The sequence below is a fragment of the Halorientalis salina genome (assembly GCF_005049285.1).
GTDB classification, from domain to species: Archaea; Halobacteriota; Halobacteria; order Halobacteriales; family Haloarculaceae; genus Halorientalis; species Halorientalis salina.
The window spans coordinates 1-25,387 of sequence record NZ_SOSC01000016.1; the positions used below are offsets into that span (position 1 = coordinate 1).

The 25,387-nt window shown below is 60.2% G+C and carries 24 protein-coding genes; 12 read left to right on the forward strand and 12 right to left on the reverse strand.

Going from position 1 to position 25,387, the window contains the following annotated elements; translation table 11 throughout:
* Both E2481_RS19255 and E2481_RS18790 read right to left on the reverse strand, forming a co-directional pair.
* Positions 1 to 106: helix-turn-helix domain-containing protein (locus tag E2481_RS19255; protein WP_169302488.1), on the reverse strand; the 106-nt coding region annotated here is incomplete at its 3' end.
* Between the two features lie 74 nt (positions 107 to 180).
* Positions 181 to 627 carry a CBS domain-containing protein gene (locus tag E2481_RS18790; RefSeq protein ID WP_169302489.1) on the reverse strand — a complete coding sequence of 149 codons (447 nt, stop codon included), beginning with the start codon at positions 625 to 627 and terminating at the stop codon, positions 181 to 183.
* 680 nt (positions 628 to 1,307) lie between these two features.
* On the opposite strand from E2481_RS18790, the gene E2481_RS17595 reads away from it, so the two are divergent.
* Positions 1,308 to 1,541, forward strand: coding sequence for a hypothetical protein (locus tag E2481_RS17595; protein ID WP_136718472.1), 234 nt, complete (start codon positions 1,308 to 1,310; stop codon positions 1,539 to 1,541).
* Between the two features lie 61 nt (positions 1,542 to 1,602).
* On the opposite strand, the gene E2481_RS17600 is transcribed toward E2481_RS17595, so the two are convergent.
* Entirely contained in the window at positions 1,603 to 2,208 is a 606-nt protein-coding gene (locus E2481_RS17600; protein ID WP_250137875.1) for a carboxymuconolactone decarboxylase family protein, read from the reverse strand.
* 46 nt (positions 2,209 to 2,254) lie between these two features.
* Positions 2,255 to 2,935 (reverse strand): hypothetical protein, encoded by a 681-nt coding sequence (locus tag E2481_RS17605; RefSeq protein WP_136718473.1) that lies wholly within the window; start codon positions 2,933 to 2,935, stop codon positions 2,255 to 2,257.
* 175 nt (positions 2,936 to 3,110) lie between these two features.
* On the opposite strand from E2481_RS17605, the gene fmdA (E2481_RS17610) reads away from it, so the two are divergent.
* Positions 3,111 to 4,373 carry a formamidase gene (gene fmdA, locus E2481_RS17610; RefSeq protein WP_136718474.1) on the forward strand — a complete coding sequence of 421 codons (1,263 nt, stop codon included), beginning with the start codon at positions 3,111 to 3,113 and terminating at the stop codon, positions 4,371 to 4,373.
* Positions 4,374 to 4,421: 48 nt separating this feature from the next.
* On the opposite strand, the gene thsA is transcribed toward fmdA (E2481_RS17610), so the two are convergent.
* The 3 genes from thsA to E2481_RS17625 form a co-directional block, all read right to left on the reverse strand.
* On the reverse strand, positions 4,422 to 6,116 hold the full coding sequence (thsA, locus tag E2481_RS17615) for a thermosome subunit alpha (RefSeq protein ID WP_136718475.1): 1,695 nt from the start codon (positions 6,114 to 6,116) through the stop codon (positions 4,422 to 4,424).
* 129 nt (positions 6,117 to 6,245) lie between these two features.
* The gene (locus E2481_RS17620; protein WP_136718476.1) at positions 6,246 to 6,770 is read right to left on the reverse strand and encodes an AmiS/UreI family transporter; all 525 of its coding nucleotides are present in this window, start codon (positions 6,768 to 6,770) and stop codon (positions 6,246 to 6,248) included.
* A 201-nt stretch (positions 6,771 to 6,971) separates the two neighbouring features.
* Positions 6,972 to 7,292 carry a hypothetical protein gene (locus tag E2481_RS17625; RefSeq protein WP_136718477.1) on the reverse strand — a complete coding sequence of 107 codons (321 nt, stop codon included), beginning with the start codon at positions 7,290 to 7,292 and terminating at the stop codon, positions 6,972 to 6,974.
* Positions 7,293 to 7,439: 147 nt separating this feature from the next.
* On the opposite strand from E2481_RS17625, the gene E2481_RS17630 reads away from it, so the two are divergent.
* Positions 7,440 to 8,060, forward strand: a complete 621-nt coding sequence (locus E2481_RS17630; RefSeq protein WP_136718478.1) for a molybdenum cofactor guanylyltransferase — start codon at positions 7,440 to 7,442, stop codon at positions 8,058 to 8,060.
* 8 nt (positions 8,061 to 8,068) lie between these two features.
* Here E2481_RS17630 and yqeC read toward each other — a convergent pair whose 3' ends face one another.
* Positions 8,069 to 8,791: a selenium cofactor biosynthesis protein YqeC gene (gene yqeC, locus E2481_RS17635; RefSeq protein WP_136718479.1), complete on the reverse strand. Its 723-nt coding sequence runs from the start codon at positions 8,789 to 8,791 to the stop codon at positions 8,069 to 8,071.
* 114 nt (positions 8,792 to 8,905) lie between these two features.
* Here yqeC and E2481_RS17640 point away from each other — a divergent pair, with 114 nt between their 5' ends.
* On the forward strand, positions 8,906 to 9,250 hold the full coding sequence (locus tag E2481_RS17640) for a hypothetical protein (protein ID WP_136718480.1): 345 nt from the start codon (positions 8,906 to 8,908) through the stop codon (positions 9,248 to 9,250).
* A 269-nt stretch (positions 9,251 to 9,519) separates the two neighbouring features.
* Positions 9,520 to 10,866 carry an RNA-guided endonuclease InsQ/TnpB family protein gene (locus E2481_RS17645; RefSeq protein WP_136718481.1) on the forward strand — a complete coding sequence of 449 codons (1,347 nt, stop codon included), beginning with the start codon at positions 9,520 to 9,522 and terminating at the stop codon, positions 10,864 to 10,866.
* 43 nt (positions 10,867 to 10,909) lie between these two features.
* Here E2481_RS17645 and fmdA (E2481_RS17650) read toward each other — a convergent pair whose 3' ends face one another.
* Together fmdA (E2481_RS17650) and fdhF are read right to left on the reverse strand one after the other, a co-directional pair.
* Positions 10,910 to 12,178, reverse strand: coding sequence for a formamidase (gene fmdA, locus E2481_RS17650; RefSeq protein WP_136718482.1), 1,269 nt, complete (start codon positions 12,176 to 12,178; stop codon positions 10,910 to 10,912).
* A 186-nt stretch (positions 12,179 to 12,364) separates the two neighbouring features.
* Entirely contained in the window at positions 12,365 to 14,482 is a 2,118-nt protein-coding gene (gene fdhF / locus E2481_RS17655) for a formate dehydrogenase subunit alpha (RefSeq protein WP_136718483.1), read from the reverse strand.
* Positions 14,483 to 14,657: 175 nt separating this feature from the next.
* On the opposite strand from fdhF, the gene E2481_RS17660 reads away from it, so the two are divergent.
* A complete protein-coding gene (locus E2481_RS17660; RefSeq protein ID WP_136718484.1) occupies positions 14,658 to 15,236 on the forward strand; it encodes a hypothetical protein in 579 nt (192 codons plus the stop codon).
* Between the two features lie 6 nt (positions 15,237 to 15,242).
* Here the strand turns inward: E2481_RS17660 and E2481_RS17665 are convergent, their stop codons facing one another.
* Positions 15,243 to 17,018 carry an aldehyde ferredoxin oxidoreductase family protein gene (locus tag E2481_RS17665; RefSeq protein WP_136718485.1) on the reverse strand — a complete coding sequence of 592 codons (1,776 nt, stop codon included), beginning with the start codon at positions 17,016 to 17,018 and terminating at the stop codon, positions 15,243 to 15,245.
* A gap of 164 nt (positions 17,019 to 17,182) precedes the next feature.
* On the opposite strand from E2481_RS17665, the gene E2481_RS17670 reads away from it, so the two are divergent.
* Positions 17,183 to 18,343: a glutathione-independent formaldehyde dehydrogenase gene (locus E2481_RS17670; RefSeq protein ID WP_136718486.1), complete on the forward strand. Its 1,161-nt coding sequence runs from the start codon at positions 17,183 to 17,185 to the stop codon at positions 18,341 to 18,343.
* A 42-nt stretch (positions 18,344 to 18,385) separates the two neighbouring features.
* On the opposite strand, the gene E2481_RS18795 is transcribed toward E2481_RS17670, so the two are convergent.
* The gene (locus E2481_RS18795; protein ID WP_169302487.1) at positions 18,386 to 18,556 is read right to left on the reverse strand and encodes a hypothetical protein; all 171 of its coding nucleotides are present in this window, start codon (positions 18,554 to 18,556) and stop codon (positions 18,386 to 18,388) included.
* A gap of 156 nt (positions 18,557 to 18,712) precedes the next feature.
* Here E2481_RS18795 and E2481_RS17675 point away from each other — a divergent pair, with 156 nt between their 5' ends.
* The 5 genes from E2481_RS17675 (at position 18,713) to E2481_RS17695 (ending at position 23,310) form a co-directional block, all read left to right on the forward strand.
* The gene (locus tag E2481_RS17675) at positions 18,713 to 19,384 is read left to right on the forward strand and encodes a helix-turn-helix domain-containing protein (protein WP_136718487.1); all 672 of its coding nucleotides are present in this window, start codon (positions 18,713 to 18,715) and stop codon (positions 19,382 to 19,384) included.
* An 80-nt stretch (positions 19,385 to 19,464) separates the two neighbouring features.
* Entirely contained in the window at positions 19,465 to 19,827 is a 363-nt protein-coding gene (locus E2481_RS17680) for a DUF7344 domain-containing protein (RefSeq protein ID WP_136718488.1), read from the forward strand.
* A gap of 284 nt (positions 19,828 to 20,111) precedes the next feature.
* Positions 20,112 to 21,389, forward strand: coding sequence for a tyrosine-type recombinase/integrase (locus E2481_RS17685; protein WP_136718489.1), 1,278 nt, complete (start codon positions 20,112 to 20,114; stop codon positions 21,387 to 21,389).
* A 644-nt stretch (positions 21,390 to 22,033) separates the two neighbouring features.
* On the forward strand, positions 22,034 to 22,909 hold the full coding sequence (locus E2481_RS17690; RefSeq protein ID WP_136718490.1) for a ParA family protein: 876 nt from the start codon (positions 22,034 to 22,036) through the stop codon (positions 22,907 to 22,909).
* Positions 22,906 to 23,310: a hypothetical protein gene (locus E2481_RS17695; RefSeq protein ID WP_136718491.1), complete on the forward strand. Its 405-nt coding sequence runs from the start codon at positions 22,906 to 22,908 to the stop codon at positions 23,308 to 23,310. The genes E2481_RS17690 and E2481_RS17695 overlap by 4 nt, the downstream gene beginning before the upstream one ends.
* Positions 23,311 to 25,387 lie beyond the last annotated feature (2,077 nt).

The following is a 25,387-nucleotide window of genomic DNA, read 5'->3' on the forward strand; positions in this document are numbered from 1 at the left end:
CGTAGCGGGTGTAGTTGTAGGCCTGACGATGGATGTTGATGTGGCGTTTGAGTTCTGCCGCTACCTCGCTGTTTGGGCGGGCGCGGTAGCGGTGTGTGTATTCCATCGCCGTACCCTGATTACACACTGACAGAAACTTAATTGTTTGCACTGCGTACGGTAAAAATTGGGTGAAGTGAGCTACTGTTTGATCTGGGCGTTGATGACCGAGAGGGCGTCGGCCTGTTGATTGCCCAGGAACACGAGGAGGTCGTCCAGCGTAACGATCCCCTGCAGGGTGTCGTCTTCGTCCACTATCGGCAGTCGGCGGATTTCTGACTCACTGAGTTTATCGAGTACCTCGAAGACCGTCATTTCCGTCGACCCGACGATAATATCTCCGGTGAGGACCTCCTCGACGTTCTTTTCGGCGATGTCGGGTTTCCCTTCCAGTGCAAGTGCCACTTTTCGGTCGGTGACCACATCGATCGGTGTTTGTCCGTCGTCGTCGAGGATGACGACACAGCCCACGTTGTTCTCCGCCATACTGCTGACGATCGTTCTGATCGGCGTATCGGCCTGTGCCGTCACGACGTCGGTTTCGATGACCTCCTCGACTTTCGCCGGTTTGAATGTGGGCTGAGCCATCCCGGTTCTGGCTGGTTGTCTCTGTTGCTGTAGCCCACCCTGCTGCATCTGTTGTTGGGCTTGTTGTTGACCAGCCGTTGGTCGTGACCGCCCGCCAGGTTGCTGCCCTGTCTGTGGTTGCCGGGTAGCGGTCCCCTGGGGTGTCGATGGAGCCTGCATGCCACCCGAACGCTGTTGCTGTGGCTGGCTCCGTGGTTGTTGGCCCTGCGCTTGCGGCTGTTGCCCGCCTGTGGGTTGCTGTTGGCCCTGTGGTTGGCCCCTCTGTGGCTGCTGTTGTTGTCCCTGTGGCTGCTGTTGTCCCTGTGGCTGCTGTTGTCCCTGTGGCATCTGCAATTGCTGCTGGTGCAATCGGGACTGTCCCTGTTGGGGTCGCTGCTGTGGTTGTTGCTGTGTGGGTTGCTCCTGTGGTTGCCCACCTCGTGATTGCTGGGTGCCAGTTCCGCTCTGCTGTCGCTCCCAAGGTTCGTTGGGATTGTTCTGGTGACTCATTATACCAGTTGGCCGGCGTGTGGCGCGCGACCAACCGACTAATGGTACCACGAACCTGTTGATAAAACCTGATACCCCTCCAGATCACGACAAGAGACTTGTCGCTCTCTTTGATTAGTCCCGATTTTTCACGACGAACCTAATCACTTTGGGCCAACCCTCAAGCAGACGAGCGATGTATGATAGTCGAGATGCCAACCTGTCCCGGTTGCTGCGAACGGGTACCACACGTCAAACTCCCCGTCCACGAGCAGTTCTGTGAGTCCGTCGTCGGTGAGGCTCCGACCGGGCCGTCCGTCTACGAGTACTTCGACGCGCGGATACAGAACGTGGAGCGCCGTCTCGAAACGCGGATTTCGCTGCTCGAAGCGTCGGTTTCGTCGTCTGCGGACGAGACGGCTCCGTATTCGCCAGACCCTCGGTGACAACCGCAATCAGGGTGTCGCCGAGAGTCTGAACGACCCGCTTCGTCGTTGCGCGGGTGATCTACCCGTCGCGCGGTTGCGGATCAGATAGCGGATAGTCCAGGCTGTTCGGATACGGTCCCGCTTCGGTCGTATCGAGCGTGAGAGCGATCGTAAACCGGTCGAGCCCGACTTCGAGACTGCTGAACAGGAGAAGTTCGACGATCTCGTCCGTCGCGAACTCCGCGCGGAGGTCGTCGAAGAACGCGTCCGTGATCCGATGCGGGTCGGTCGAGAGGTAATCCGCGAGCTTGACCGCGAGAAACTCGCGGTGGGTGAGCGCCGTCTCGTCGATATCGTCGCCGAGTACCGCTTCCTCTTTCGGAGCCACGTCCTCGCGCACGTCCACTGTCCGTACCGTCCCACAGTACGCACACTCGTGGCACTTCGCGACCCTGAGACGCACCAGTTCCAGCAACGCCGAGTCGATGGTTTCTGACTGGGGAAACGCCCCCAGTGTCTCGACCAGGCGTTTGAAAACCGTCGGTTCATGCGCCATCGCGCCGAAGAACGCGGCGTCTTCGTACCACTCGGTCGTCGCCTCGCGAAGCAGTTCGTTCACGTCCTCGTCGTGAGACTCCCCTGGCTCGACGATTGGAATACGATCCGGCATGTGTGTGAGTACCACAGTACGACGTTCACGGCGATAAGGTTTTGTCGACGTTCCTGTGCGTCTATTGGTAGCGACCGGACGTATCACCACGAGTCAAATACAGCCGATACTCCAGCGCATCGGGATCGGGGCCCTTCACTTCCGTTGTGACCTTCTCGAAACCGCCGGTGGGCAGATTTCCTGTCGTCTCAGTATCGGAGAGACGATCCGCGATTCGCTGGACGCGGGCCGCCTCGTCGGCTGGCGATGTCAACACGACGCTGTCGAGGTCGGACTGGGTATCCAACGAATCGGTGAGTGTGGCCGCGACGTCTTCGACGCTCTCCGTCGGGGACACGGGCTTTCGAAGATACGTCGTCCCCTCGAACTGGATGGTCTCTGGTTGGGTTTCCCCGTCTGCGTCGCTGGCCTCTCGTTCCGATAGTGCTGATTGTACTGCGTCGTACAGTCCGGTGACACGAGGTGCCATCGTCTCCAGCCAGTCGTCGAGTCGATCGTCGGGGCGCAGACGGAGGCGGTATCGCTCGTCACCGAACGAGTCGAGCAAGCCATACGCGACGAGGGTATCGAGGGACTGCCGCAACTCTCGATCATCGATCTCTCGCCCGGTGTTATCACCCTGAGAGCTCTGGATTCCTCTGACATCGTCGATCGTGAACTCCCGTGTCCCGACCGATTCCCAGATTCGCAGGTATCGTTCGATGTGTTTCGATAGTCCAGGCAGGGTCGATTCTGCGCTCATCGTCTCCGGAAGTTCGGGGACTAAACTGTTAAACGTACTGTCAGATATGTGACTTAGAGCACGAACGTTCGGATCCTGAAGGCTATTGTAAAGCAGACTGCAACCGATCCGCACGCATCCCACTTCTCGTATCAATTAACTATACGTTTCTCCTTGTGGTGTGGTGCCTTGTATTATGCCAGAGACCGTTTTCGAGGTCGATGTCGATAGCTCGGTAGAGGAACAACCCGATCCGATCGTCAATCGGTGGCATCCCGACATTCCACCGGTCGAAACCGTTCAGCCGGGGGATAAGTTCCGTGTGGAGTGTCTCGACTGGACGGGTGACCAGGTCGTAAACGACGATAGCGCGAACGACATTCGTGACATGGACCTCGAGCCGAACCACCACCTGAGTGGGCCGATCGGGGTCGACGGCGCGGAGCCAGGGGACGTACTGGTCGTGGATATCCTCGATCTGGGTCCGTTCCCCGAAAACGAGTGGGGCTTCAACGGGATCTTCGAACTGGACAACGGTGGCGGGTTCCTCACCGACCACTTCCCCGAGGCGCGAAAATCCATCTGGGATCTTGACGGCGTCTACGCGAGTTCTCGCCACATCCCGGACGTCCGCTTTGCCGGACTCTCACACCCCGGGATCGTGGGTACGGCTCCGTCACACGATCTTCTGGAGGAATGGAACGACCGCGAACAGGCCCTCATCGACCGCGGTCCGGAAGACGAGACGGCCATCAACCACGAGACCCACGAGGACGAACCGCCGCTGGCGCTCCCGCCGGAACCGGAAGACGTCATGCTCGGTGACATGGACGATGACGATGTCGAGGAGGCCGCCCAGAAGGCCGCTCGGACGATCCCGCCGCGCGAGAACGCGGGCAACTGTGACATCAAGAACCTGAGTCGCGGGTCTCGCGTCTACCTCCCGGTGTTCGTCGAGGGTGCGAACCTGATCACGGGCGACCTGCACTTCTCGCAGGGCGACGGGGAGATCACGTTCTGTGGAGCCATCGAAATGGCTGGCTTCATCGACCTGAAAGTCGACGTCATCAAAAACGGGATGGAGAAGATGGGGACCGATTACCCCCTGTTCACGCCCGGCAACGTCGAACCACAGTTCTCGGAGTACGTCGTCTTCGAGGGCTACTCCGTCGACGAGGACGGCACCCAGCACTACAAGAACGCCAACGTCGGGATGCGCCGCGCCTGCCTCGACGCCATCGACTACCTGTCGAACTTCGGGTACACGCGCGAGCAGGCCTACCAGATCCTCAGTTGTGCCCCTGTCGAGAGCCGGATCGCCGGCATCGTCGATCTCCCGAACACCTGCGTTACCGTGTCCGTCCCCGAGGAGGTCTTCGAGTTCGACATCAACCCCGACGGACTCGCCGAGGAAACCGCTCCGAGCGAGGACAGAGGCGACCTCGCGAAGCCGTCCTGAGACTCAAATCGCTATTTTTGCGTCGCGCCGAGACGACACTTGCTGCCGTCAGTGGCCGATCGTCCAGGGGTAGCCCTCGCCGCTGCCTTCGAGGCCGCCGTGACCGTGATCGTGGTCGTGTCCGTCGTCGTGACCGTGTGCTGTCTCCTCGGCGGAACTCGCTGGAAGCATGTCGTCGATACCGAGGAGCAAGGTTGCCGCGTCGGTTGCACTCGGTATCGCGTGTCGTTTGACACTGGCAGGTTCGACCACACCGCGGTCGACCATGTCCCCCATCTCGCCCGTGACTACGTCGAGGCCGGACCGCCACTCGTCTCGATGGTGTCGATTCCGGAGTTCGACGAGCGTGTCGATGGGATCGAGTCCGGCACTCGTGGCAAGGGTGCGCGGAATGACCTCCAGCGCATCCGCGAACGCGGAGACTGCGAGTTGCTCGCGGCCCGCGATTCCGTCGGCGGTCTCCCTGAGCGAACTAGCGGCGGCGACCTCGATCGCACCACCGCCGGGGACGACGGCGGCCTCTTCGACGGCGAGTGTCACGTCGTCGAGACAGTTCTCGACGAGTCGCTTCGTCTCCGCGATGACGTGCTCGGTTCCGCCGCGAAAGACCAGCGAGCGCTGTTCGGCGGTCGAACAGTCCCCGACGACGACGAGGTCGGTCCCGGCGATTGTTCGGCGCTCGATCTCCCCTGCTCGGCCGACGTGGTTTGGGGTGAGCTCGTCGACGCGCATGACCATCTCGGCCCCCGTCGCACGGGCGAGTTTGTGCATCTCGTCCTGTCGGGTCCGCTCGACTGCGATTATGTCTTTTTCGGCGAGTCTCGCCAGAACCTCGTCGTCGATCGACTTCTGGCAGAAGACGACGTCGGCACCGGCGTCGGCGATGCCACTTGCCTGTCCCTCGTACACGTCCGATTCGTAGTCGGAAATCTCGTCGAGTTGCTGGGGGTTCTCGACGGAGACGTGCGTGATCGCGTCCGCCTTCTCGACGGTGAGTTGATCGTCGACCAGTGCCACCCTCGCGTCTTCGATCCGTCGCGGCAGGTCGATGTCGAGCGGTGCGAGCGTCGTCGACGACGCGTCCATGTCGATCGCGAGGCCGTCGACGAGCTTCGAGTCCGTCGGCGACCCCCCAGGGACGGTCGTCCGAGTGATCCGCCGGCGCTCGACGGTCCCGTTTCGCTCGACTGCCTGCGCCGCGTCGACGACGAGTTCGAGCAGTGCTTGGGCCTCCTCGTCGGTCCATTTCCCGGTGACTGCCGTGCTTGCGATGCTCAACAGTAGTTCGGTGTCCGTCGGGTCGACCGGGACCGTGTGCGAATCGATTGCCGTGAGCGCGTGCTCGACGGCGAGCCTGTAGCCCGTCTCGATGGTCGTCGGGTAGAGGCCATCTTCGAGGAGATCCGCTGCTTCAGCGAGGAGTTCCCCCGCGAGGAGTACCGCTGATGTCGTCCCGTCCCCGATGCGGTTTTGCTGGCCCTCGGCGACCTGTACCAGTGCCCGAGCGGCCGGATGTTCGATGTCCATCCGGTCGAGAATGCTGGCCCCATCGTTGGTCACCACGACTTTTCCGGCCTCGCCGACGAGCATCTTGTCCATTCCCCGCGGTCCCAGCGTCGATTTGACCGTGTCCGCGAGCACCTTTCCCGCAGTGATGTTCGTTTCGCGAACGTCGCGACCCTGGAACCGTTCACTCCCCTCACCGAGTATTCCGGTGAGCGATCCCTGAGCAGACTGTGTCATGATAGCGTACCTCTCGAAAAGAGTCCATGCAGATCCACAAAGCGTTGTCGCGACTTCTCGGTCAGTATGTATGATCTGCCTGATGACCGGGGCGGCGAGTGCCTTTCCTGTTTCAATACGAGCGGCCAATCACGCCCATGGCCAGAATCCCGCAGCCATCATGTAGCCTGCAGCCCCAGTAGCGATTCCGACGAGGGCTGTGTACCATGCGATCGGTTTCGTGTACTCCGTCTTCTGAATCCCGAGCATGAGCCAGAACGCCGCCCACAGGACAGCCCAGATCCACCACAAACTCGCGAGACCGACGTCTCCGAGTTGCCATACTAACCAGCCCGTCGGAATCGCGAGGAACGTCACCATGATGCAGTACCAGCCGAACGCTCGTTGGTCGGCTTCGCTGCGCCATGCATTTACTCCGACCCACAGATACGTGAACGAGAACAACAGTACTCCGGCGGCGTTGAACGGCGTTCCCTCGGAGGCATCTCCACCGAAGGCCCACCAGAGGGCGATGAGCAGCAAGAGCCCTCCCACCAAGGAATTCAAAACCGCGACGTCCCTGTCGGATCCGATACCCAGTAGCCATACCCCGTTCACGACTAGCACCATCCCGACGAAGACGAGGCCCATTCCGAGCACTGTGTAGAGGGTCATGGTTATGTGCGGTGATACCGTATACCATATCGTTTTCCGGGCAGAAATAGTTGATTTTCGTTTATATACGTGGAATACAGTTTATCGAATCGAACGTAGTTAGCAACCAATGGGTACCGACCGGTCTTGCCAGGGGACAATGCTTCCGTACGTTACTGAAACGGAAAACAGAGTGCGCACCTTCGGGTCGGGTGCGTGGAATTACTGATCGTCTCGACGGATCACGGCGACGGACGGTTTCACCGACACGATCCGGCCGCTGTACGTTTCGTCGCGCCACGTCAAGACCACGGCCATGCCCTCGATACTACTGTGGGCGCGGTCCCCGAGATCCGACGGCCACAACTGACCGCCGCGACTGCGGGCGACTGTCAGTCGGTCCTGCTCGACCGTCAGGTGTTTCGGCACGAACCAGTGCGACCAGGTCGGCTTCTCCGGATCGGTGTCGTCGATGACCGTCAGGCGAACCTGATCGTTACTGACGACCTGTTTCGCCGTTGTCGTCGTTACGCCGCCTGACATGCGTCCTCCCGTTCACTATCATATATCATACAATATCTCGTCAGGTCGGAAATAAAAAGATTACTACCTAGCCCTTCCCTGGATTTCGTATCGCCCTCACCACCGGTCGGTGAAACGTTTAGTGACGGGTGGCACGAACGTCAGTTCATGCGAACTGGCGTCATCATCGCGGGGGGGTACTCGACGCGATTCGGTGCGGACGACAAAGCGGTCGCGGACTTGGCGGGGAAGCCGATGATTCGTCGCGTCGCTGACCGTCTCGTCGCGCCCGTCGACGAGATACTCGTGAACTGCCGACCGGCACAGCGCTCCGGCATCGAAGAGGCCCTCTTTGGTCTCGAACTCCCCATCCAATTCGCCGAGGACCCCGAACCTGATCAAGGTCCGATGGCGGGGATCATGACCGGACTCGAAGCAGCCGACGGTGAGTACGCTGCGGTCGTGGCCTGTGACATGCCCTTCGTCAGTCCGGCGTTCGTCCGCTATCTGTTCGAGCGAGCGGACGGTCACGACGCGGCGGTTCCACAGGTCGAAGACGAGTGGTTCCAGACGACGCAGGCGGTTTACCGCGCCGAGCCGATGGCAGCCGCGTGTGCCGAGGCGCTGGAACGGGACGAGCACAAGATCATCGAACCGCTGTTTACCCTCGATTACGTCGTCGTCGACGAACGCGAGATCCGCACGCACGCTGACACTGATACGTTCCGGAACGTCAATACGCGAGCGGAATTGCGCGACGCCGCACAGGAATTCGGCGACAGCAAATAGCGGGATCCCTATTCTAACGTGGCAACAAGCGGGTTTTCCGCGATCATCCGTGTGAGGGCGACGCGGTCGACCCGTCGGTTGTCGAGGATTTCGCCTGCGATCCGTCGGGCGATGGTCTCGTCGGTATCGTCGTCGACTTTGTTTATGACGGGTACGACCGTCGCCTCCTCTGGGACGGCCTTCAGTCCGCCATCGGGACTTGTCAGCACGTCGGCGACGTGTTTGGGGCGGATCCGCTCACCCGGTGAGAGCCCGGTGAGCGCGGCGACGCGCTCGACGCGATGGACGTACTGGTCGGTGAGTGGCTTCCCGACCACGTGGGCGCTGACGATCGGAAGCACCGTCTCAGTATTAGCGGGAATACGCGGTTCCGAGTCGTTTGGAGCCTTGAACTCGCGTGTTCTTGCGCCATCGGCTTTGACCAAGACCGAATCGGCGAGACCGGTTTCGGCGATATGACCGACTGTCTCCGTGTCGTACCCGAGATACCTGTCGGACTCCCGCTCCGGGACGAGCCCGAGCGGCCACCCCCCAGCAGCCTCCAGAGCCCCGACTGGATCCTGCGTCACTGTCACCTCCGACACCTGAGCGTCGAATATTGGGATGCGTACGGTGCCAGTGACAACTGCGCGGTCGAGTTGGCCGGCGAGTTGCCAGAGGGTGGATTTCTTCCCGCCGGCACCGACGACGCAGACGAGTCCCTCGGCCGCGAGCGCGTCGACCAGTTCCATAGCAGGAGTATGGACCCACGCCGCCAAGTCTTCACCCACCAGTGAATCGATCTGACCTCTCAGTGCCGAGACCGTTCCGAAACGTTACCCCTGTGTTCGTGGACGCTACTGGGGATGTCCGAGAACGACACAGACGTCGCGAAAGCGGCGGCCCAGTTCCACGAGGAGATTCCCCATCGATTCCAGGTGTCGCTGACCATGTCGATGGAGACGCGCGATGCGTTGCGAGCAGTACGCGATGCGATCAACGAGGAGTGTCCCGAGCGGGTGTTTACCACCGACGACGTGGTTCGATTCGCGCTTCAGGGGACAGCCCGATATCACGCCCTCGCATCGAACGGGCGTCCGGATTCGGTCGAAGCCGACGAGGATGTGTTTCTGCCACTCTCGGCAGTCGTTCGGGAGGCGCTCGAAGCGAACGTGAACGACGGCAACTCGGCCACCAAGCCGAGTGGATGACGAGTCGTCCGTGAAACCGACGGCTCGTGGGTGGGCGGAGGCTCCTACCTGTAACAGCGAGAGAGTCCCCCCTTCCCGCGAGGGACGAGCGTTCCGACACACTGCTGTCGGAACCTAGGACTGAGCAGGCTGGGTGTGAATCGCGTAAGCTCCTGTGAGAAACCGCCGCATCACTGCCGATCGTGAGTCTCCACCACCCGTCGCGAGTTCTACTTTCACTGCGGGTGGCTGCCCTTTGATACACGCCGCGTTGAACGGGAAACTGTCCGATGAAACGCTCCAACACGTTCGCCGTGCGTCCGCTCTCCGAAACGGGAGAGCAGGTGCTACGGGACCTGTTGGACGCGTCCGCCGCGCTCTGGAACGAAGTCAACTACCAACGCCTCATGCGGTACAATGACGAAGACGGCTTCGAAGGTGACGTGTGGGACGCCGACACCGGTCACCTCGAAGGCAAGTACAAAGGCAATCTTGGTGCGTCCACCGCCCAACAGGTGATCCGCAAGAACAGCGAAGCGTGGCGCGGATTCTTCCGAAACAAGGACAAGTATTACGACGAGCCGAACACGTCGGTCACGGACCACCCCAACCCGCCGGGGTTCCGCGGCAACGAAGATGAAGGCCGCGTTCTCAAGACCGTCATTCGCAACACATCCTACACCGTCGAATGGGGCGACCGTTCCCGGCTCGAGATACTGGTCGGGAGCGAATTGAAGGACCGATACGACCACACCGGACGACTCCGCCTGGAGATCGCCGGCGACCCGAACTGGCCCGAGTACGACAAACAGGGCCGCCTTGATCTGTGGTACGACGAGACTGACAGCACCTTCAGAGCTTCGCAGCCCGTGACTATTACTGATGCACGGGACACTCCACTGGCCGACCACAAGGCCGCTCTGGACATCGGTGCGAACAACCTCGTCGCCTGCACCACCACGACCGGCGAGCAATACCTGTACGAAGGCCGGCAGTTGTTCAAACGTTTCCGTGAGACGACGCGGGAAATCGCCCGGTTGCAGGCCAAATTACCGGAAGACCAAGACAGCAGCGAGCGCATCCGATGCTTGTACCGGAAGCGGACTCGACGTCGCGATCATGCCCAAGAAGCGTTGTGTCGCGATCTACTGGAACGCTTGTACACCGAAGGTGTCGATACGGTGTACGTCGGTGGGTTGACCGACGTGCTTGATACGCACTGGTCTGTTGAGACGAACGCCAAGACGCACAACTTCTGGGCGTTCCTGCAGTTCACGAAGCGATTGATGTGTACCGCCGAGGAATACGGCATCTCGGTCGAAGTCCGGTCGGAAGCGTGGACCACCCAAGAGTGCCCACATTGCGGGTCGACAGACCGAACGACACGGCATCAGGACACACTCACCTGTCCGTGTGGATTCGAGGGTCACGCCGATCTCACGGCATCGGAGACGTTCCTAGAGCGGCACACCGAGAAGGCAGTCAGGCGGATGGCACCGCCCGTGCGGTTCGAGTGGGACAACCACGACTGGTTGGTGTCACCACGCTCTCACGAAAGTCCCAAAGAACGGCGCACAGACCCGAGTACTGTCCACCACAGCGGGAATGTTGCCTCCGGCGAGTCCCGAAGCGGCTGAGACTCCCACGGAGGAAACCGCGCCCTTCAGGGCGCGGAGGATGTCATAGTGGATCGTCGGTGATCGCAACCTGCCCGCGGTCCCGGGACTGGTCGAGCCCGTCGGGACTGACGTCGAACTCGAACACGTCCTTGGGTACCGCGAGGGTCGAACACGCGTTCGGGATGTCGACCACCCCGCTCTGTCGTCCCTCGACCGGGACCGTCCCGAGGATCATGTACGCCTGTTCGCGGGTGTAGCCGAACTTCTCTAGGTAGTCGATGGCTCGCAGACAGGCCTGGCGGTACGCGACGTGGGAATCGATGTAGTGTTGCTCGCCCTCCTCGTCGACGGAGTAGCCCTCGAAGACGACGTAGTCGCTGAAGTCCGGGCCGCGATGCCCGGGCTCGAAGATCGGATGCGAAATCCCGTGTTTGTCCATCCCGTCCTTGACGAGTTCGAATTTCAGGTCGACGTACCCGGCCATCTCGATGGCCCCGCAGAACGTGATCTCCCCGTCGCCCTGCGAGGCGTGCAGGTCTCCGATACCGAACTTCGCGCCCTCGACGAACACCGGGAAGTAAATGGTCGAGCCGAGCGAGAGGTCCTTGATGTCGCAGTTGCCACCGTGTTCCCGCGGTGGCACGGTCCGCGCCCCTTCTTCGGCGATCCGGTCCGCTTCGTCGCCACTCGCCTCGCCCGGCTGTGCGCCTTCGGGCGTCGGGGGCGACGCGACCGGCGGTTCCGATTCGCCCGTCGGGTGATCCGGGATCGAACTCGGGTCTTCCTCGTGTTGCTCGATGAGTTTTGCCTCGCGCTGAGTCCACTCTTCCAGGAGGTCCTGGGAGGGTGCCGTCCCGATGAGCCCGGGATGGATCTTCCCCTCGTAGTACACGTCCGGGATGTGCCGCGAGGAGACGTAGGTTCCGTCGAGATCCCAGATCGATTTTGCGGCGTCGGGGAAGTGATCGGTCAGGAACCCGCCACCGTTTTGCTGTGAGAAGATGCCGTTGAACCCGAACTCCCACCGGTCGTTCAGCGCCCCGATGTCCAGTAGCGTGACCTTCAGCAGGTCCCCGGGTTCGGCGTTCGACACCTCCACCGGACCGCTCAGGTAGTGAACCTGATTCAGGTCGACGTCGCGCACCTCGTTGGCGTTGTCGTTGTCCTGTATCTGTCCGCCCGTCCAGTCGAGACATTCGAGCCGGACCGTATCACCTGGCTCGGCGGTGACGACCGATTCGATCTCCGGATGCCATCGATTGAACGGGTTCGCCCCCGGCTGTTCGTCCGGCGGGCTGTCCACGTCTACTTCGAAGTGTACTTCGGGCATTGGTATCCTGGGCTGGAGTGCCCAAGAAAGACGATTCCACGAACGAACCATTAAACACTATGAAAGATTATTAAGGTTAGGTACGGTATCGGTCAAACAGTTTGCACTCCCGATTTCGACAGCCGTGTCGAAAAACGGCAATTCGACCGCCGAGCCGTCGGCGTATCCCGCCGGGGCGGGCCCGGCTTAGTCGTCTGCGCCGGCTTCGGATTGACTGGGTTCGATACCGACCTCGATCTCGGCGGCCGCAGCCTTGTACTCCGGAATTTTCGCGCGTTCGTCGAGCACGTCGTTCGTGAGCACGTTCGCGGAGGCGGCCGCGAAGTGCGGTGTCGTCCAGACGACGCCTTCCTTGATGTCGTCGGTGACGTGCGCGGTGAGCGTGATTTCGCCGCGACGCGATTTGAGGGTTACCTCGTCCTCGTCCTCGACGCCGTAGCGCTCGGCGTCCGCCGGGTGGATGTCGACGAAGTTCTCGGGATGCTGGCGGTTCAGCGTTGGCGACCGGGTGCTCATCGTTCCGGTGTTGTAGTGCTCGATGAGTCGCGCCGTCGTGAGGACGAGCGGGTACTCCTCGTCGGGCACCTCGGCCGGCGGCTGGTGACTCACGCCTTCGATGTGTCCCAGGCCGCTGGGCGTGGTGAACTCGTCCTCGTAGAGGTACGGGTCGCCCTCGTCGCCGAGTTCGTAGCAGGGCCAGTGCAGCCCTTCCTCGCCGAGCAGGTCGTAGGTCATCCCGTGGTAGCTGGGACACACCTGCCGCAGTTCCTCGAACACCGCTTCGGGCTCGGAGAAGTCGAACCCCGCGTCTTCACCGAACAGACGAGTGCCCACCTCGGCGACGATGTCGAGGTCGTGTCTGGTGTTCTCGTGGACCTTCTCGACGGGGCGCATCAACTGGACGCGGCGGTCGGTGTTGGTGACCGTGCCGCCGCGTTCGGCCCACGACGTCGCCGGCAGGACCACGTCGGCCAACTCAGCCGTCTCGGTCAGGAAGATGTCCTGTGCGACCATGAACTCGAGCTTCTGGAGTCGCTCGGCGACTTCGGTGGCATCGGGTTCGCTCATCACGGGGTTTTCGCCCATGACGTACAACCCGTGGACGGTGTCACCAGCCGCCATCGAGATCTCGACGTTGGTCAGCCCCGGTTCCGGCGGGATCTCGAAGCCCCACACCTCTTCGACGGAGCGGCGCGCGGCGTCGTCGTCCACGTTCTGGTAGCCCGGCAGGACGTTCGGCATCGCGCCGACGTCACAGGTGCCCTGGACGTTGTTCTGGCCACGAAGCGGGTTGACGCCCGTGCCGGGGCGGCCGAGGTTCCCCGTCATGAGTGCCAGGTTGATTTCGTTCTGCACGTTGTCGACGCCGCAACTGTGCTGGCTCATCCCCATCCCGGTGAAGATGGCCGCGTTCTCCGCCGTGGCGTACTTTTCGGCGGCGTCCTCGATGTCTGCCAGCGGGACGCCGCAGGTCTCCGCCGCCTCCTCCTTGTCGAAGCCTTCGAGCGTCGCTTTCAGGTCCTCGAACCCTTCCGTGCGCTGCTCGATGAACTCCTCGTCGACCCAGTCGTTCTCCAGGACGGTTTTGAGGACGATATTGAGCAGCGGGATGTCCGTCCCGGGCTTCACCTGGAGGTGCATGTGGCGCTCGGTTCCCTCGATGTCGAACGACTCGGTCGTCTTGTTCGCGTGCGGGTCGACCTGGATGACCGTTGCCCCGTCGATGACTGCCTGGCGGAAGTGCTGGCTGTTCGCGATCGGGTGCTGTTCGGCCGGGTTGGCACCCTGTATCCAGAACACGTCGGCCTTCGCCCCCAGGTCCTCCATGCTGTTGGTCATCGCGCCGGCGCCGAGGCTTCGACGCAGGGCCCACACCGTCGAGGCGTGACACATCCGGGTGCAGTTGTCGACGTTGTTGGTCCCGTATCGACGAGCGAGTTTCTGAAAGAGGTAGTTCTCCTCGTTCATGATCTTCGAGGAGCCGAAAAAGCCCATCGCTTCCGGCCCGTGTTCCTCGCGTATCCGACCGAGTTCGTCGACGACGCGCCCGAGCGCCTCGTCCCAGGTGGCCTCACGGAACTCCCCGTCCTCTTTGATGAGCGGATCGGTCAACCTGTCCTCGTGGTCGACGACCTCTGTCGCTGCGCCGCCTTTGATACAGATCCGTCCCTCGTTGACCGGGGCGTCACCCCACGGCATGAATCGCATGTCTCCCGGCTCCTCGCCCGGTTTGACCTGAATCCCACAGCCGACGCCGCAGTACGGACAGATCGTCTTGACTGGATCTTGGTTTTTCTCTGACATAGTTTTCCCCGGGGATGTCGCGGGTTCGCCCGCAACGTGTACTCGAAAAAGCCACCGCACGAGTATGAGTGTTTTTAACAAACACGGTAACCTTCCGGATCGAATATCCGTTTCCCACGCTGGAACTCCCGAATCCGGCACAAAGCACAGGGAGGCAGGGGCGGTAGAGAGCCGTATGGACCTGACTCGTTCGATCGTGACATCCCGGGCGGCGGAATACAGGGAGGAAGAACCGCTCTACTCCGTCGAGCATGAGGCCCTCGACGTGTTCCCCGCGATGTTCTCGGAGGGACGGTTCGGCTGGCGTGATGCGGAATGGGTCGTACGCTGGTACTACCGGCGGTTCCTCGGCGAGTTTCCCCACGACGAGCGACAGGCCGTCGAGGACCGGTTCGGTGACAACGACTTCGAGACCGTCCGCAGTGTGATCGACGCGACCGTTGCGGCCGACGATCCGACCGCGAAGGTGGAACGACTAACCGACCTCGAAGGCGTCGACGTTCCGGTCGCATCGGCGTTTCTCATGTTCATCGATCCCGAATCGTTCGTCGTCGTCGGTGAACGCGAGTGGACGGTGTTGTTCCGGGCCGACGAGCTGGAGCGTCCCTTCCCCGACCCGCCGTCGGGTTCGGAGTACGTGACCTATCTCGATACCTGTCGGCAGTTGGCTGACCGTTTCGACTGTGACCTCTGGACGCTGTACATGGCTCTCTGGCGGTCGTGGACGGTCGAATACGCCGAAGCTACTCGGTGACAACGGTCACGAGCCGCTATCGTCCGCACCGACGGGCGTGTCGTCGTCGACGACCGCCAGAAGGTCGAGCCGGTCCAGCGTCCCAGTGGTGGGACGCCCTGCTTCGTCCCACCTGCGGGCGTCGTAGTAGGCTTCCAGCATCGCTTCGAAGGTAGCGGGATCGATCCCCCGCTCGTTGGAGTGCCTGTCGCCGACCGCTTCGGTGAACACGGCCGGCAGTTCGTCGTCCGCCCGGCTGAATCCCTCTCGGAGGTTGAACAGTCGCGTCAGGTTCCAGATGCGCTCACCGACTCGCTGGAGGTCCGCCGGCACTGGTGCTCCCACTGCCCGGAGCCACTCCTCGCCCAGATCGTCGAGCACCGAGCCCAGGAAATCGTCGGCGACGAGACTCCAGAGGACCGAACTGGTGTCCTGTTCGACGATCACGGCCGTCGCGGCACGGGCTGGATTCCAGGCCCCGGAATCCAGCGGCTCGCGCTCGATCGGCCGACTTCGGCGGTGGCAGGCTCCTCGGTCGCTCGTCGCGTAGGCCAGCGCCATGCTGGCGGCCGCACGGGGATCGTAGGACGGAACCTCCATCCCCTTCACCGTGGGAATCCGATCCTCGACGCCCAGAGTGGCTGCGGCTGCTTCGACGCCGAGCGCAAGACTTTCTCCGAGTTCCGTTCGACGGGTCGCGATCTCCTCTAGTAGCTCTCGGACAGCGGCGGTGTCTCCGAACGAGAGATCCCGATCCAACACACCTTCCTGACTCGCCAGGACGGCCAGGGCCACGGCGTTGCCGGCGCTGATTACGTCTATCCCGGCGCGATCACACGCCTCGCCGAGCGCTACGACAGCGTCGAACTCGTCGATCCCGAGCGTCGCGCCGAGCGTCATCTGTGTTCCACCCCGAGGCACGGTTTCGCCCTCCGCTGTCCGTATCTTGAACCCGCCGGGAACTGCATCGGTGTTCCGCTCGCGGTCGGTAGCGGCGTCACGGGCGGTTTCGATTCCGATGTCGTCCGTCCCGTCGAACTGCCGTTCCTGCCACCCGCGAGTGGCCAGGCCTCCCACCTCGTTGGCGAAATCGGCTGATTCGAGGGTCTCGCTCGCGGCTTGCCAGCGGCCGACAGGAGCTTTGGCGAACCGCTCGGCGCAGGCCTCGCGGAGGTCCCCCAGTCCGGACGGTGACTCGCCACGAGCCACGACCGCTTTCAGGTATTTGCTTCCCATGACTGCCCCGGCCCCACCCCGACCCGCGTGGTGGTCGCCGCCGTCGGTCGCGATCGTTGCATATCGGACTCGGTGTTCCCCCGCGGGGCCGATACAGGCGACCGCGGCGTCGGGGAAGCGCTCACACGTTTCCACAGTGTCCTCTCCCCAGAGATCGCTGACTGACTCGACCCGGACCGCACCGTCTTCGACGACGATGGACACGGGTTCGTCGGCACTGCCAGTGACCAGCAGCCCCATGTGCTCGCCCAGCGCGCCAGCGAGTGCTCCGGGGAAGGTCCCACCGGCGTACGAATCGAGGAAGGTTCCGGTGAGTGGCGACTTCGTGATCGCCGCGTATCGCTGTTCGCCCGGTAGATACCCAGTCAGTGGACCGAGCATGAACAACAGCACGTTCTCCGGTCCCAGCGGATCGGTTCCCGCATCGAGTTCCTCGTAGAGATATCTCGCACCGAGGCCCTTGCCACCGACGAACTGTCGCTGCCATCCCTCCGGAATGGGCTCGCTTTCGGACGTCCGCGCTCGGAGATCGACTCGCACGAGTCGACTGGGTGTCGACCGTCGCATCTAGCCGACTCAGTGCGGTAGTAGGGAAAAACCTGTCTCAGGTCGGTTCACTGGCAATTCGCCGCCGTACGGACGACCCCTTGGCCCCTCTATATGTAACAATTAATCAGTTACGAATATGGCGCTGAACGTGGACCCTTCTAGTGGATTGATACCAAATGTCTATGAACGCTGTCGTTTATCAGGGAGAAAAGGACGTTTCAGTAGAGGAAGTGGAAGAACCGGAAATCCAACACCCCAGTGACGTAATTATCGACATCTCCACGACGGCCATCTGCGGGTCGGACCTGCACATGTACGAAGGTCGGACTGACGCCGACCCCGGACTCGTCTTCGGGCACGAGAACATGGGGACGGTCGAGGAGGCCGGCGAGGGCGTTACTACCCTCGAGGAGGGCGACCGCGTGGTCGCGCCGTTCAACGTCGCCTGCGGGTTCTGTCAGAACTGCGAGGAGGGAAAAACGGGATTCTGTACCAACGTCAATCCCGGGTTCGCGGGCGGCGCGTACGGATACGTCGCGATGGGGCCCTATACGGGTGGACAGGCCGAGCGCCTCCGCATTCCCTTCGCGGATTTCAACGCGCTCAAACTCCCGCCGGGCGACGAACACGAGGACGCGTTCGCGATGCTGGCTGACATCTTCCCGACGGGCTGGCACGGTACGGAGCTGGCGAACCTCCAGCCCGGTGAGTCCGTTGCGGTCTACGGTGCCGGACCGGTCGGGCTGATGGCGGCCTACAGCGCGGACATCAAGGGGGCGTCCGAGATATACGTCGTCGACCGCGTCGAGAGCCGACTGGAGATGGCCGAAGACCACGCCGATGCGACGACCATCAACTTCGAGGAGGGCGATCCGGTCGAGCAGATCAAGGACGAACACGGTGGCGGCGTCGACAAGGGCATCGACGCGGTCGGATACCAGGCGATCGATCCTGACACCGATCCCGGGGACGACGCCTACGACCCTGCCCGTGAGAACCCCGCGGTCGTTCTGAACCAACTCATCCAGACTGTTCGTCCGACGGGCGAACTCGGCATCCCCGGCCTGTACGTTCCGTCCGACCCTGGCGCGCCCAGCGAGATGGCAGCCCAGGGCCGGCTTGGAATCGACTTCGGGAAACTGTTCGAGAAAGGGATCAAACTCGGTACCGGCCAGTGTAACGTCAAGAAGTACAACCGCTATCTCCGCGATCTCATCATCGAGGGCCGTGCCGATCCCAGTTTCGTCGTGACCCACCGCGTCGGGCTCGACGAGGCCCCCGAGATGTACGAAAAGTTCGACAATCGCGAGGAGGGTGTGGTGAAAGTCCTCCTCGAACCGTAGCGAAAGCACGTGCTGACCGACGCCAACGGGTGCGAGCCGCTCTCAGGCCTGCACCCACGCGTTGGGATGCTCGTCTCGGAGGTGATCGTGGTACGATGACACCATCGCTGCGTAGGACTGTTCGATCACGTACCAATCGCAGTGCTCACAGCGACCAGTCAATGGACCGCTCGTATGCCGTTCGGCCTGTGCCGAGTCGGTGGATTGATGCATTATCCCTTTCTCGACAGGTGAGACGTATTAGGGTACCGGTCACCTCTCGAACCAGTGGGATACTGTCGACGGCTCGGTGCCAGGCCATCGAACTCCTGTTCGTCCGGCAACACGTCCCGCCAAGCCGGTTTTCGTTGCTCACCGCGTTTCCCTCCTATGAGCGTCATCACTGAGTTCACGATTCCCGCGGATGCGTTTGCGTTACAGCGGACGTTCGAGGCCGTCCCGGACGTGACAATCGAGATCGAGCGGTTGGCCACGCACAGCCGTGAGTGGATCATGCCCTTTCTCTGGGCGACCTCTGATGACCTCGACAGCGTCGAGCGAGCACTCCGCTCCGACCCCTCTATCGATGAACTCGAAGCGATAGGGGCCGACGGCAGTATCGGTCAGTTCAAAGTTCAGTGGGTCGAGGACTTCCAGACGTTGATCGATCAGATCGTCAATCAACACGCCATCATCCAGGAAGCCGAGGCGGCACACGGCGTGTGGTCTCTCAAACTCAAATTCGTCGATCAGGACGCGGTCAGCGAGTTCCAGACGTACTTCCACGAACGGGAGTACCAATTCGAGTTACAACGGCTCTACGAGGCGACTGCGCCGAAAGAACGCGAGTACGAGCTATCGCACGAGCAATACGAAGTCCTCGTGACGGCTCTGGAACTGGGCTACTTCTCGATCCCTCGCGACGCCCAGATCGGTGACCTGGCGAACGAACTCGGTATCTCGACCGACGCCGTTTCCCAACGGCTGCGCCGAGCGATGACTAATCTCACTAGCAACACGCTGACGATATCGACACCTGAATCCGCGAACGATATGGATTAACGTCCCACTAGCCATTTCTATATAAGGGACTTTGAATTCAAAGCGGGCGATGTATCCTTCCCCGACTCGTTCCCCAATCTGTGAGTAATCAAGAGACGACTGAACCGACGGCTTCTGCGTCCCTCGACACTCTTTACGACCTGTTGGCCAACCAACGCCGTCGGTACGCTATCTCTTGTCTCCAGGATCACGGCTCTATAGCACTCCCCGACCTCGCCGACGAAGTCGTCTGTTACGAGAACGACGCGCCGATAACCGAGATTCCCGAAAAAGAAGTCCTGCGGGTTTACTCGACGCTCTGGCACGCACACATCCCGAAACTGGCCGAGGCCGGCGTTGTCGAGTACGACCAGGAACAGGACATCGTCACGCTTGGAGGGAACGCCGATCAAGTCGACTCACTCCCCCTGACGAACGGGCCAGAGGGCGAGGATTCTGGATAAAACCCGCGAGCTCGTCTCGGGTCGGTTCAGACAGGCTCCGAACGACCGTCGTGTACGCTCTCCGATTCGTGTTTGATTCGCGTCAATCCTGACCTGAATAGATATAGCTATATATAGTTTATAACTGTGGGGCATATTATTTGACACTTCGTTTGTTGTGTGGTTGTCTACATTGGACAACAACGCACCACAAATACTAAGCAATCGGAGAGATATACGCTACCCAGTGAATGTAGCAGGCTTGAAACCACCCGTCAACGCGGGGATTGGGGTGTTGTCGTTCGATGGCTGAGTATGCACAGTTCGAGGCAGTTGATGACTTCCTCGAATTCTACCGTGCCGAAATCGTTCCGGCGCTCCGCCAAGACGAGTCGCTGGACATCGACCCTGGCACTGAAACCCCGCCATATCGCTGGCTCAAGGGGAACTATTCGGGGTTCGTCGAGCGGCTCCGCAGAGACCACGGTCTGTCTCCTGGGGAGTTCTATGCGGAAACCGATCTTCCACCAGAACCGTCGGGTGACGGTGATTCGCGCTGGCAACTCGACCACGAACCGACAGTGATGGCACTGCAGGGCTATATTGACGAACTCGAACGTGATCGTGATCGAGCGGCATCGACGATCAAATCTCGTCGGTCTCGATTGCGAACGTACGCCCGGACGTACGCACGCGAACACGATTCGGCTGATCTCCTGTCCCCCTTACTGGACGAGCAACAGAAGCCGGCCGAGATTCAACGAGCCAAGGCGGTTTTCAGGGTTCTCGACGACGAACTCGGGACGCTGGGATCCAAGCGGAAGTACGTCTCCGTCGTGAAAAACTGGTATACGTTTCTGGAAGAGACCGGTCGTGCGCTGTACAACCCAGCGGCGAACCTTCGCAAACGCTTCGGCTGGGATCGGGAACCGGTCTACGACCATCCCGCGATAACACGTGCGGATCTGGAGTCGATGCTCGCTGTCGCGGACACTGACGAACGGTATCTACTGCTCGCCCTCGCTGGCTTGGGACTTCGACCGGTCGAGGCCTGTGAACTCCACGTCGATCAGTTGGTACTCGAACCCGACGGTTCCGAGGGGACCGTTCCGTACATCGAATTCGAGGCCGGAGAACGAAAGAACGCCAGACGCGTTCGGAACACGGTCGAAATTCTCGTCGGGGTTTCGGCCATCGAAGCCCGTCGAGACCAACTCGCCAGGGAGCACGGAGACGTGGGGTATCTCTTTCCCTCACCGACTCTCGACGACCATCCGATTACGACCCAAACCGCCAGGCGATGGTTCCGATCCCTCGGTGATCGTGCGGACGTAACCATCGATGGCGAGCCACCGAAGCCGAAAATGGGTCGCCGTACCTGGTACCGAATCTATCGCCAGCAACGACCACGAATCGACGCCGATACGGCTGCTGTCGCCGCATCACAGGGTTCCCGTGACGAGAGTGTGTCGGAACAAAACTATCTCGACGAACGCACCCGTCGGCAGGCGAGAGCTGAGGCCATGCGAGATCACGTCCAGGACGAACTCGCTGCTATCTTCGACGATTATCTTCCGCCATGACGTCCCGAGATAGTCCGTAGGTCGCCACTCCGTGAACTACCTGTGGCTCACACCGGGACTCAAATTGGCCCCACAGTATACCCCGCTGACCAGCTCTCTTATTACCTAAATCAATCGATGGATTGACCCTGGGCTCTGTTTTGCGTTCATACATGGGAGACGATAGCACCGATGAATCCTCGGGGAACGAGGACGGTGACAAAACGAGTACCGCGGACAAAATACTGGATTTGGCCGTGGAAGTAGTGGATTTCTTGTTTTAGTATCGCCATATGGTCATCTGAAAAACACGTCTGAGATCCGCTAACGCGTTATTGATATATTTCTCTTATTTCTTCTCGCGTTCGTCTCGCTTTCGTGTTGTACATACATTCATTAACAATATTCACTAGTTGTGTTCATCAATAATGTTCACTGGTGTCTCTACCTCGTGTACCCACTGTACTGTCGGTCTGAATCTTGAATGTAATTACAGCGACAGCTTGAACTCAATGTGCGGATCCATAAGAAGCATTCATTGAGTGTGTTCATTGATATTGTTCATTAGTTGTGTTCGCTACGTGTGTTCATGGTGTTCATTAACTACACTCATTAATGATTGTGTCTGACGAAGTTTCAAGGTGGATGCAGTTCATGAAGCGAGTATGTTAGCGTACTCGACATACAGCGAGGCTGGTGGCGTCGGCAAGACCTCGACTGCGGCGAACCTCGCCGTCGCACACGCTCGGGCCGGTCTCAAGCCGCTCGTCGTCCCGCTGGATCCTCAGGACGGAGACCTCTCTCGCCTGTTCGGCGTCGACGATCAGCGGACCGAGTCCGTCGATAACCTGGTTCGACACATGATTCGCAGGCCGAACGGCGATTTCGATGACCTCGTTCGAACGGTCGAGGGTGTCGATATCGTTCCGGAACACAACATGCTCTCGGATCTCGCGGAGTATCTCCAGCGCGAGAAGGACCAGGCGGAGGCGATGGGTGAGGCGTTCGGAATGCACGCCCAACTCCTCAGAGTGCTTCGCGAAGCCGGCGTTCCCGACGAGTACGACGTCCTCATCTGTGATCCGCCGGCGACGGAAGGGCCGCACCTGTACAACGCGATTCATGCGACGCGATCGTTGGTCATCCCGGTCGAGCCAAGCGCCAAAGGGCGAGCTGCCGTCGAAGGACTGGAACTGCTCGTGAGCGGCCTCCAGGAACAACTCGATGTCGAAGTCGGCGTACTCGCGGCTGTTCCAGTCGGGTTCAAGGATACACGAGACCAGCGAACGATTCTCGACGAGATTGACTACCCCATTCCGGAGATCATCGGCGAACGCGCGTCCCTGATGGAAGGATGCTGGATGAAGCAGTGTTCGGCGTTTCGGTACGTCAGTGAGTTCCGCGACCGCCAGCGAGATTACGAACTCGAAACGCTCGCCCAGTTCGACCGCATCGCACGCCATCTGGAGCAGGAGGTGGGGCTAGAAGCGCCGAATCCGCCCGAGCCTGGCGATCTCGACCACGAGGTGCTCTCGGCATGACCGGCATGAAAGAAGGTGCCGGCGAGGATCCCTTCGCATCGGATTCCACTCCCTCAGGGTCAGAGACGGACGAAACGGAGGCGAAAGCGGATACCGAAACGTCCGCGACCTCGACTACGGAGTCGGGAGAGCAACAGTCCGGCCAGCAACGCTCACTCCAGATACCGTATAAATACCGCCGTGACGGTGTACAGGACGGCCGTGAACGTGTCCCGCTGTTTCTCAAACCGGACACGAAAAGCGCAGAGCGTGATGCGCTTCGAGAACTGGAGGATCGATTCGACGAGAACGTCTCCCTGACCGACCTTCGCGAAGGACTCATGAAAGCCGGTCTCGAACATCTCGACGAAGTTTCGGCGCAATTAGAGGAGTGGGGATACGGAATGACGTTTGACGAGTGACTCGATATTCTACGTGGCTTCCCGGAACGAGTATTTTGTGTGGCGCTCATCAATCTCGATGTCGCCCTCGATTCCCTCAGTAGTATGACCGTTCCAAATATCATCGAACGGAAGCACGAGAGAACGCGCTTTCTCGGGTGATTGATCAACGGACAATCACACTTGAATTGTATCTCGCTATATGGCGAAAGATCGGCTCTTACTGGGGCCCCTGCAGTAACAGCTGTGACATCACGTACTTGCGAAGGGGAACCACGGTTCATCCGGGCCGTGTTCGATAGCCGACTCTTCAGAGCAATCAGTACAGTCGGTTGCGGTTCGCTCCACTTCGGTGAGCATGTTCCATAGCGATGGACTAGTCGGTGGTGACTCGACGATTAGTCCGTCCTGGAACCGATTGGGAACCGTCAGAAGCCGGGGTTCGGGACGGTCTCCGATGTCGGATGGGGGAACGAGCGCTGTTTTGAGGATGGTGTACCAATAGTCGTCGTCCTCGACTGCTATCGTGTCGACGGAAGGCTGCAAACAACTCCCCGCTGGAAGCTTCAGTGTCTCGGTCGATCGGAAGACGGTGAACCGAGTGCCACACTGTGCGGGGGTAAGAACCAATGGATAGTCTTCGAGCGGCTGGTCGACTGTCGTCTCATCGATTGCCAACACCCACCCACGTGTGACAGGGCCGTCAGTCGTGTCGATGGAACGCTCTGGAGTGAGGACGTCGTCGATCGGCGTCGGGTCAACGGTTGAGTCGGTGTACATTGGTACGAAGGACGCAGGGTTCGAGGGTCCAGGGCAGATTCGGCGTGGTCCGCGAAGGAACTGGTATCCCTGAACCCACCAGGACCATGGCTCACTGGACGTGCCAATGAGCGAACTGAGCGTGTGACGGCTGACTGAGACTCGTCGTGACGCGGTCCCGGTACCTGTTGACACGAGCCAGTGAGTAAAAACCGTTTTTCTGCAAACATGAAACGTAGTTATTGACAATCTCCAAATAGTCGTGGGCCGCTATCTAACCGGGAGATGGGACACGATTCGACTATGAATTGTCTTTGAAACACCGATACGTGGACGTGTTCTAATTATGTAGTCCAGGATCTGGTATTACGTGTTCTCGGCGTCCCTGTCTCATACCGGGGTTCGAACCAATTTCGCTGTGTTATACAATCCGAACGGAACAGTACCTCACGGCTTCGTGTCACCTCCCGACTCACCTACTGCATCGTCGAGGTGTACGGGACGGACACGGAGCTGTTGAAAGCGACATATCCACTGTCAGAGCCCGCGGATCGGTAGTCCCGACTCGAACGGTCCGCGTGCCGACGAGCCAGTCACGAATTCAATAATTATGTTATCTCAGACGCCGGTGTAATACTCCAATCCGTCGGGACGTAAACTACCGGCACACGCAATCGGATTCCCGCGACGGTGACCGGTTTCTCGCAACCGAGTCACGAGGGAACAAGATAGTACCACTATGATTATAATATTTTAATACATGTTCTAATCATGTACTGAATCGCGAAATTACTGCGATGTCGGCTACATCAAAATTGTTCGTATTGGTATAATACTGGGATTCAGTCCAACTATCATGTTTACAGAAAAACGTATTTTATCTAGCATCGAGAAGCAGTAGTTGCCAGGGTCGGCACTGACCACTTCACCGATCAGTGCCCGTTGATCGAATATCAGTTCGATCGCTGTTCGAAGAACGATCCTGGTGTAAGGTGAAACACGGTCCGAACGACTGGGAATGGCGACTATCCATCACGCCATGCAGGTCGGGGCGTCACCAAACGACCCCATCCATCTCTCGGACGCCCTCAGGACAGCCAGGTATCCACGACTGAAACCGTGGATTTCAGCGCTGTTACCGGTGTGAAGATATCCGGCCCGTAGCTACTATCCCGGCAGTTGAGCGGCGCGGACTATCAACTATGAATATCGGTCCGACAGCCACAGCCCATCAAATACCCCATCAAATCGATTCCAAACATTTCAGTTATCATTAGAAATATTCAGGTGTGCTTGGTGAGAAGTATCAACAAACAGTCGATCCACTGCCGTCCGAATG

Coding starts and splice junctions, on each gene's coding strand:
- E2481_RS17695 (WP_136718491.1), top strand. CDS start 22,906: ATGACCGGCATGAAAGAAGGTGCCGGCGAGGATCCCTTCGCATCGGAT.
- E2481_RS17675 (WP_136718487.1), top strand. CDS start 18,713: ATGAGCGTCATCACTGAGTTCACGATTCCCGCGGATGCGTTTGCGTTA.
- E2481_RS17645 (WP_136718481.1), top strand. CDS start 9,520: ATGAAACGCTCCAACACGTTCGCCGTGCGTCCGCTCTCCGAAACGGGA.
- E2481_RS17690 (WP_136718490.1), top strand. CDS start 22,034: ATGTTAGCGTACTCGACATACAGCGAGGCTGGTGGCGTCGGCAAGACC.
- E2481_RS18790 (WP_169302489.1), bottom strand. CDS start 627: ATGGCTCAGCCCACATTCAAACCGGCGAAAGTCGAGGAGGTCATCGAA.
- E2481_RS17665 (WP_136718485.1), bottom strand. CDS start 17,018: ATGCGACGGTCGACACCCAGTCGACTCGTGCGAGTCGATCTCCGAGCG.
- E2481_RS17670 (WP_136718486.1), top strand. CDS start 17,183: ATGAACGCTGTCGTTTATCAGGGAGAAAAGGACGTTTCAGTAGAGGAA.
- yqeC (WP_136718479.1), bottom strand. CDS start 8,791: ATGGAACTGGTCGACGCGCTCGCGGCCGAGGGACTCGTCTGCGTCGTC.
- fmdA (WP_136718482.1), bottom strand. CDS start 12,178: ATGCCCGAAGTACACTTCGAAGTAGACGTGGACAGCCCGCCGGACGAA.
- E2481_RS18795 (WP_169302487.1), bottom strand. CDS start 18,556: ATGCATCAATCCACCGACTCGGCACAGGCCGAACGGCATACGAGCGGT.
- E2481_RS17660 (WP_136718484.1), top strand. CDS start 14,658: ATGGACCTGACTCGTTCGATCGTGACATCCCGGGCGGCGGAATACAGG.
- E2481_RS17630 (WP_136718478.1), top strand. CDS start 7,440: ATGCGAACTGGCGTCATCATCGCGGGGGGGTACTCGACGCGATTCGGT.
- E2481_RS17685 (WP_136718489.1), top strand. CDS start 20,112: ATGGCTGAGTATGCACAGTTCGAGGCAGTTGATGACTTCCTCGAATTC.
- E2481_RS17625 (WP_136718477.1), bottom strand. CDS start 7,292: ATGTCAGGCGGCGTAACGACGACAACGGCGAAACAGGTCGTCAGTAAC.
- thsA (WP_136718475.1), bottom strand. CDS start 6,116: ATGACACAGTCTGCTCAGGGATCGCTCACCGGAATACTCGGTGAGGGG.
- E2481_RS17620 (WP_136718476.1), bottom strand. CDS start 6,770: ATGACCCTCTACACAGTGCTCGGAATGGGCCTCGTCTTCGTCGGGATG.
- fmdA (WP_136718474.1), top strand. CDS start 3,111: ATGCCAGAGACCGTTTTCGAGGTCGATGTCGATAGCTCGGTAGAGGAA.
- E2481_RS17605 (WP_136718473.1), bottom strand. CDS start 2,935: ATGAGCGCAGAATCGACCCTGCCTGGACTATCGAAACACATCGAACGA.
- E2481_RS17640 (WP_136718480.1), top strand. CDS start 8,906: ATGTCCGAGAACGACACAGACGTCGCGAAAGCGGCGGCCCAGTTCCAC.
- fdhF (WP_136718483.1), bottom strand. CDS start 14,482: ATGTCAGAGAAAAACCAAGATCCAGTCAAGACGATCTGTCCGTACTGC.
- E2481_RS17595 (WP_136718472.1), top strand. CDS start 1,308: ATGCCAACCTGTCCCGGTTGCTGCGAACGGGTACCACACGTCAAACTC.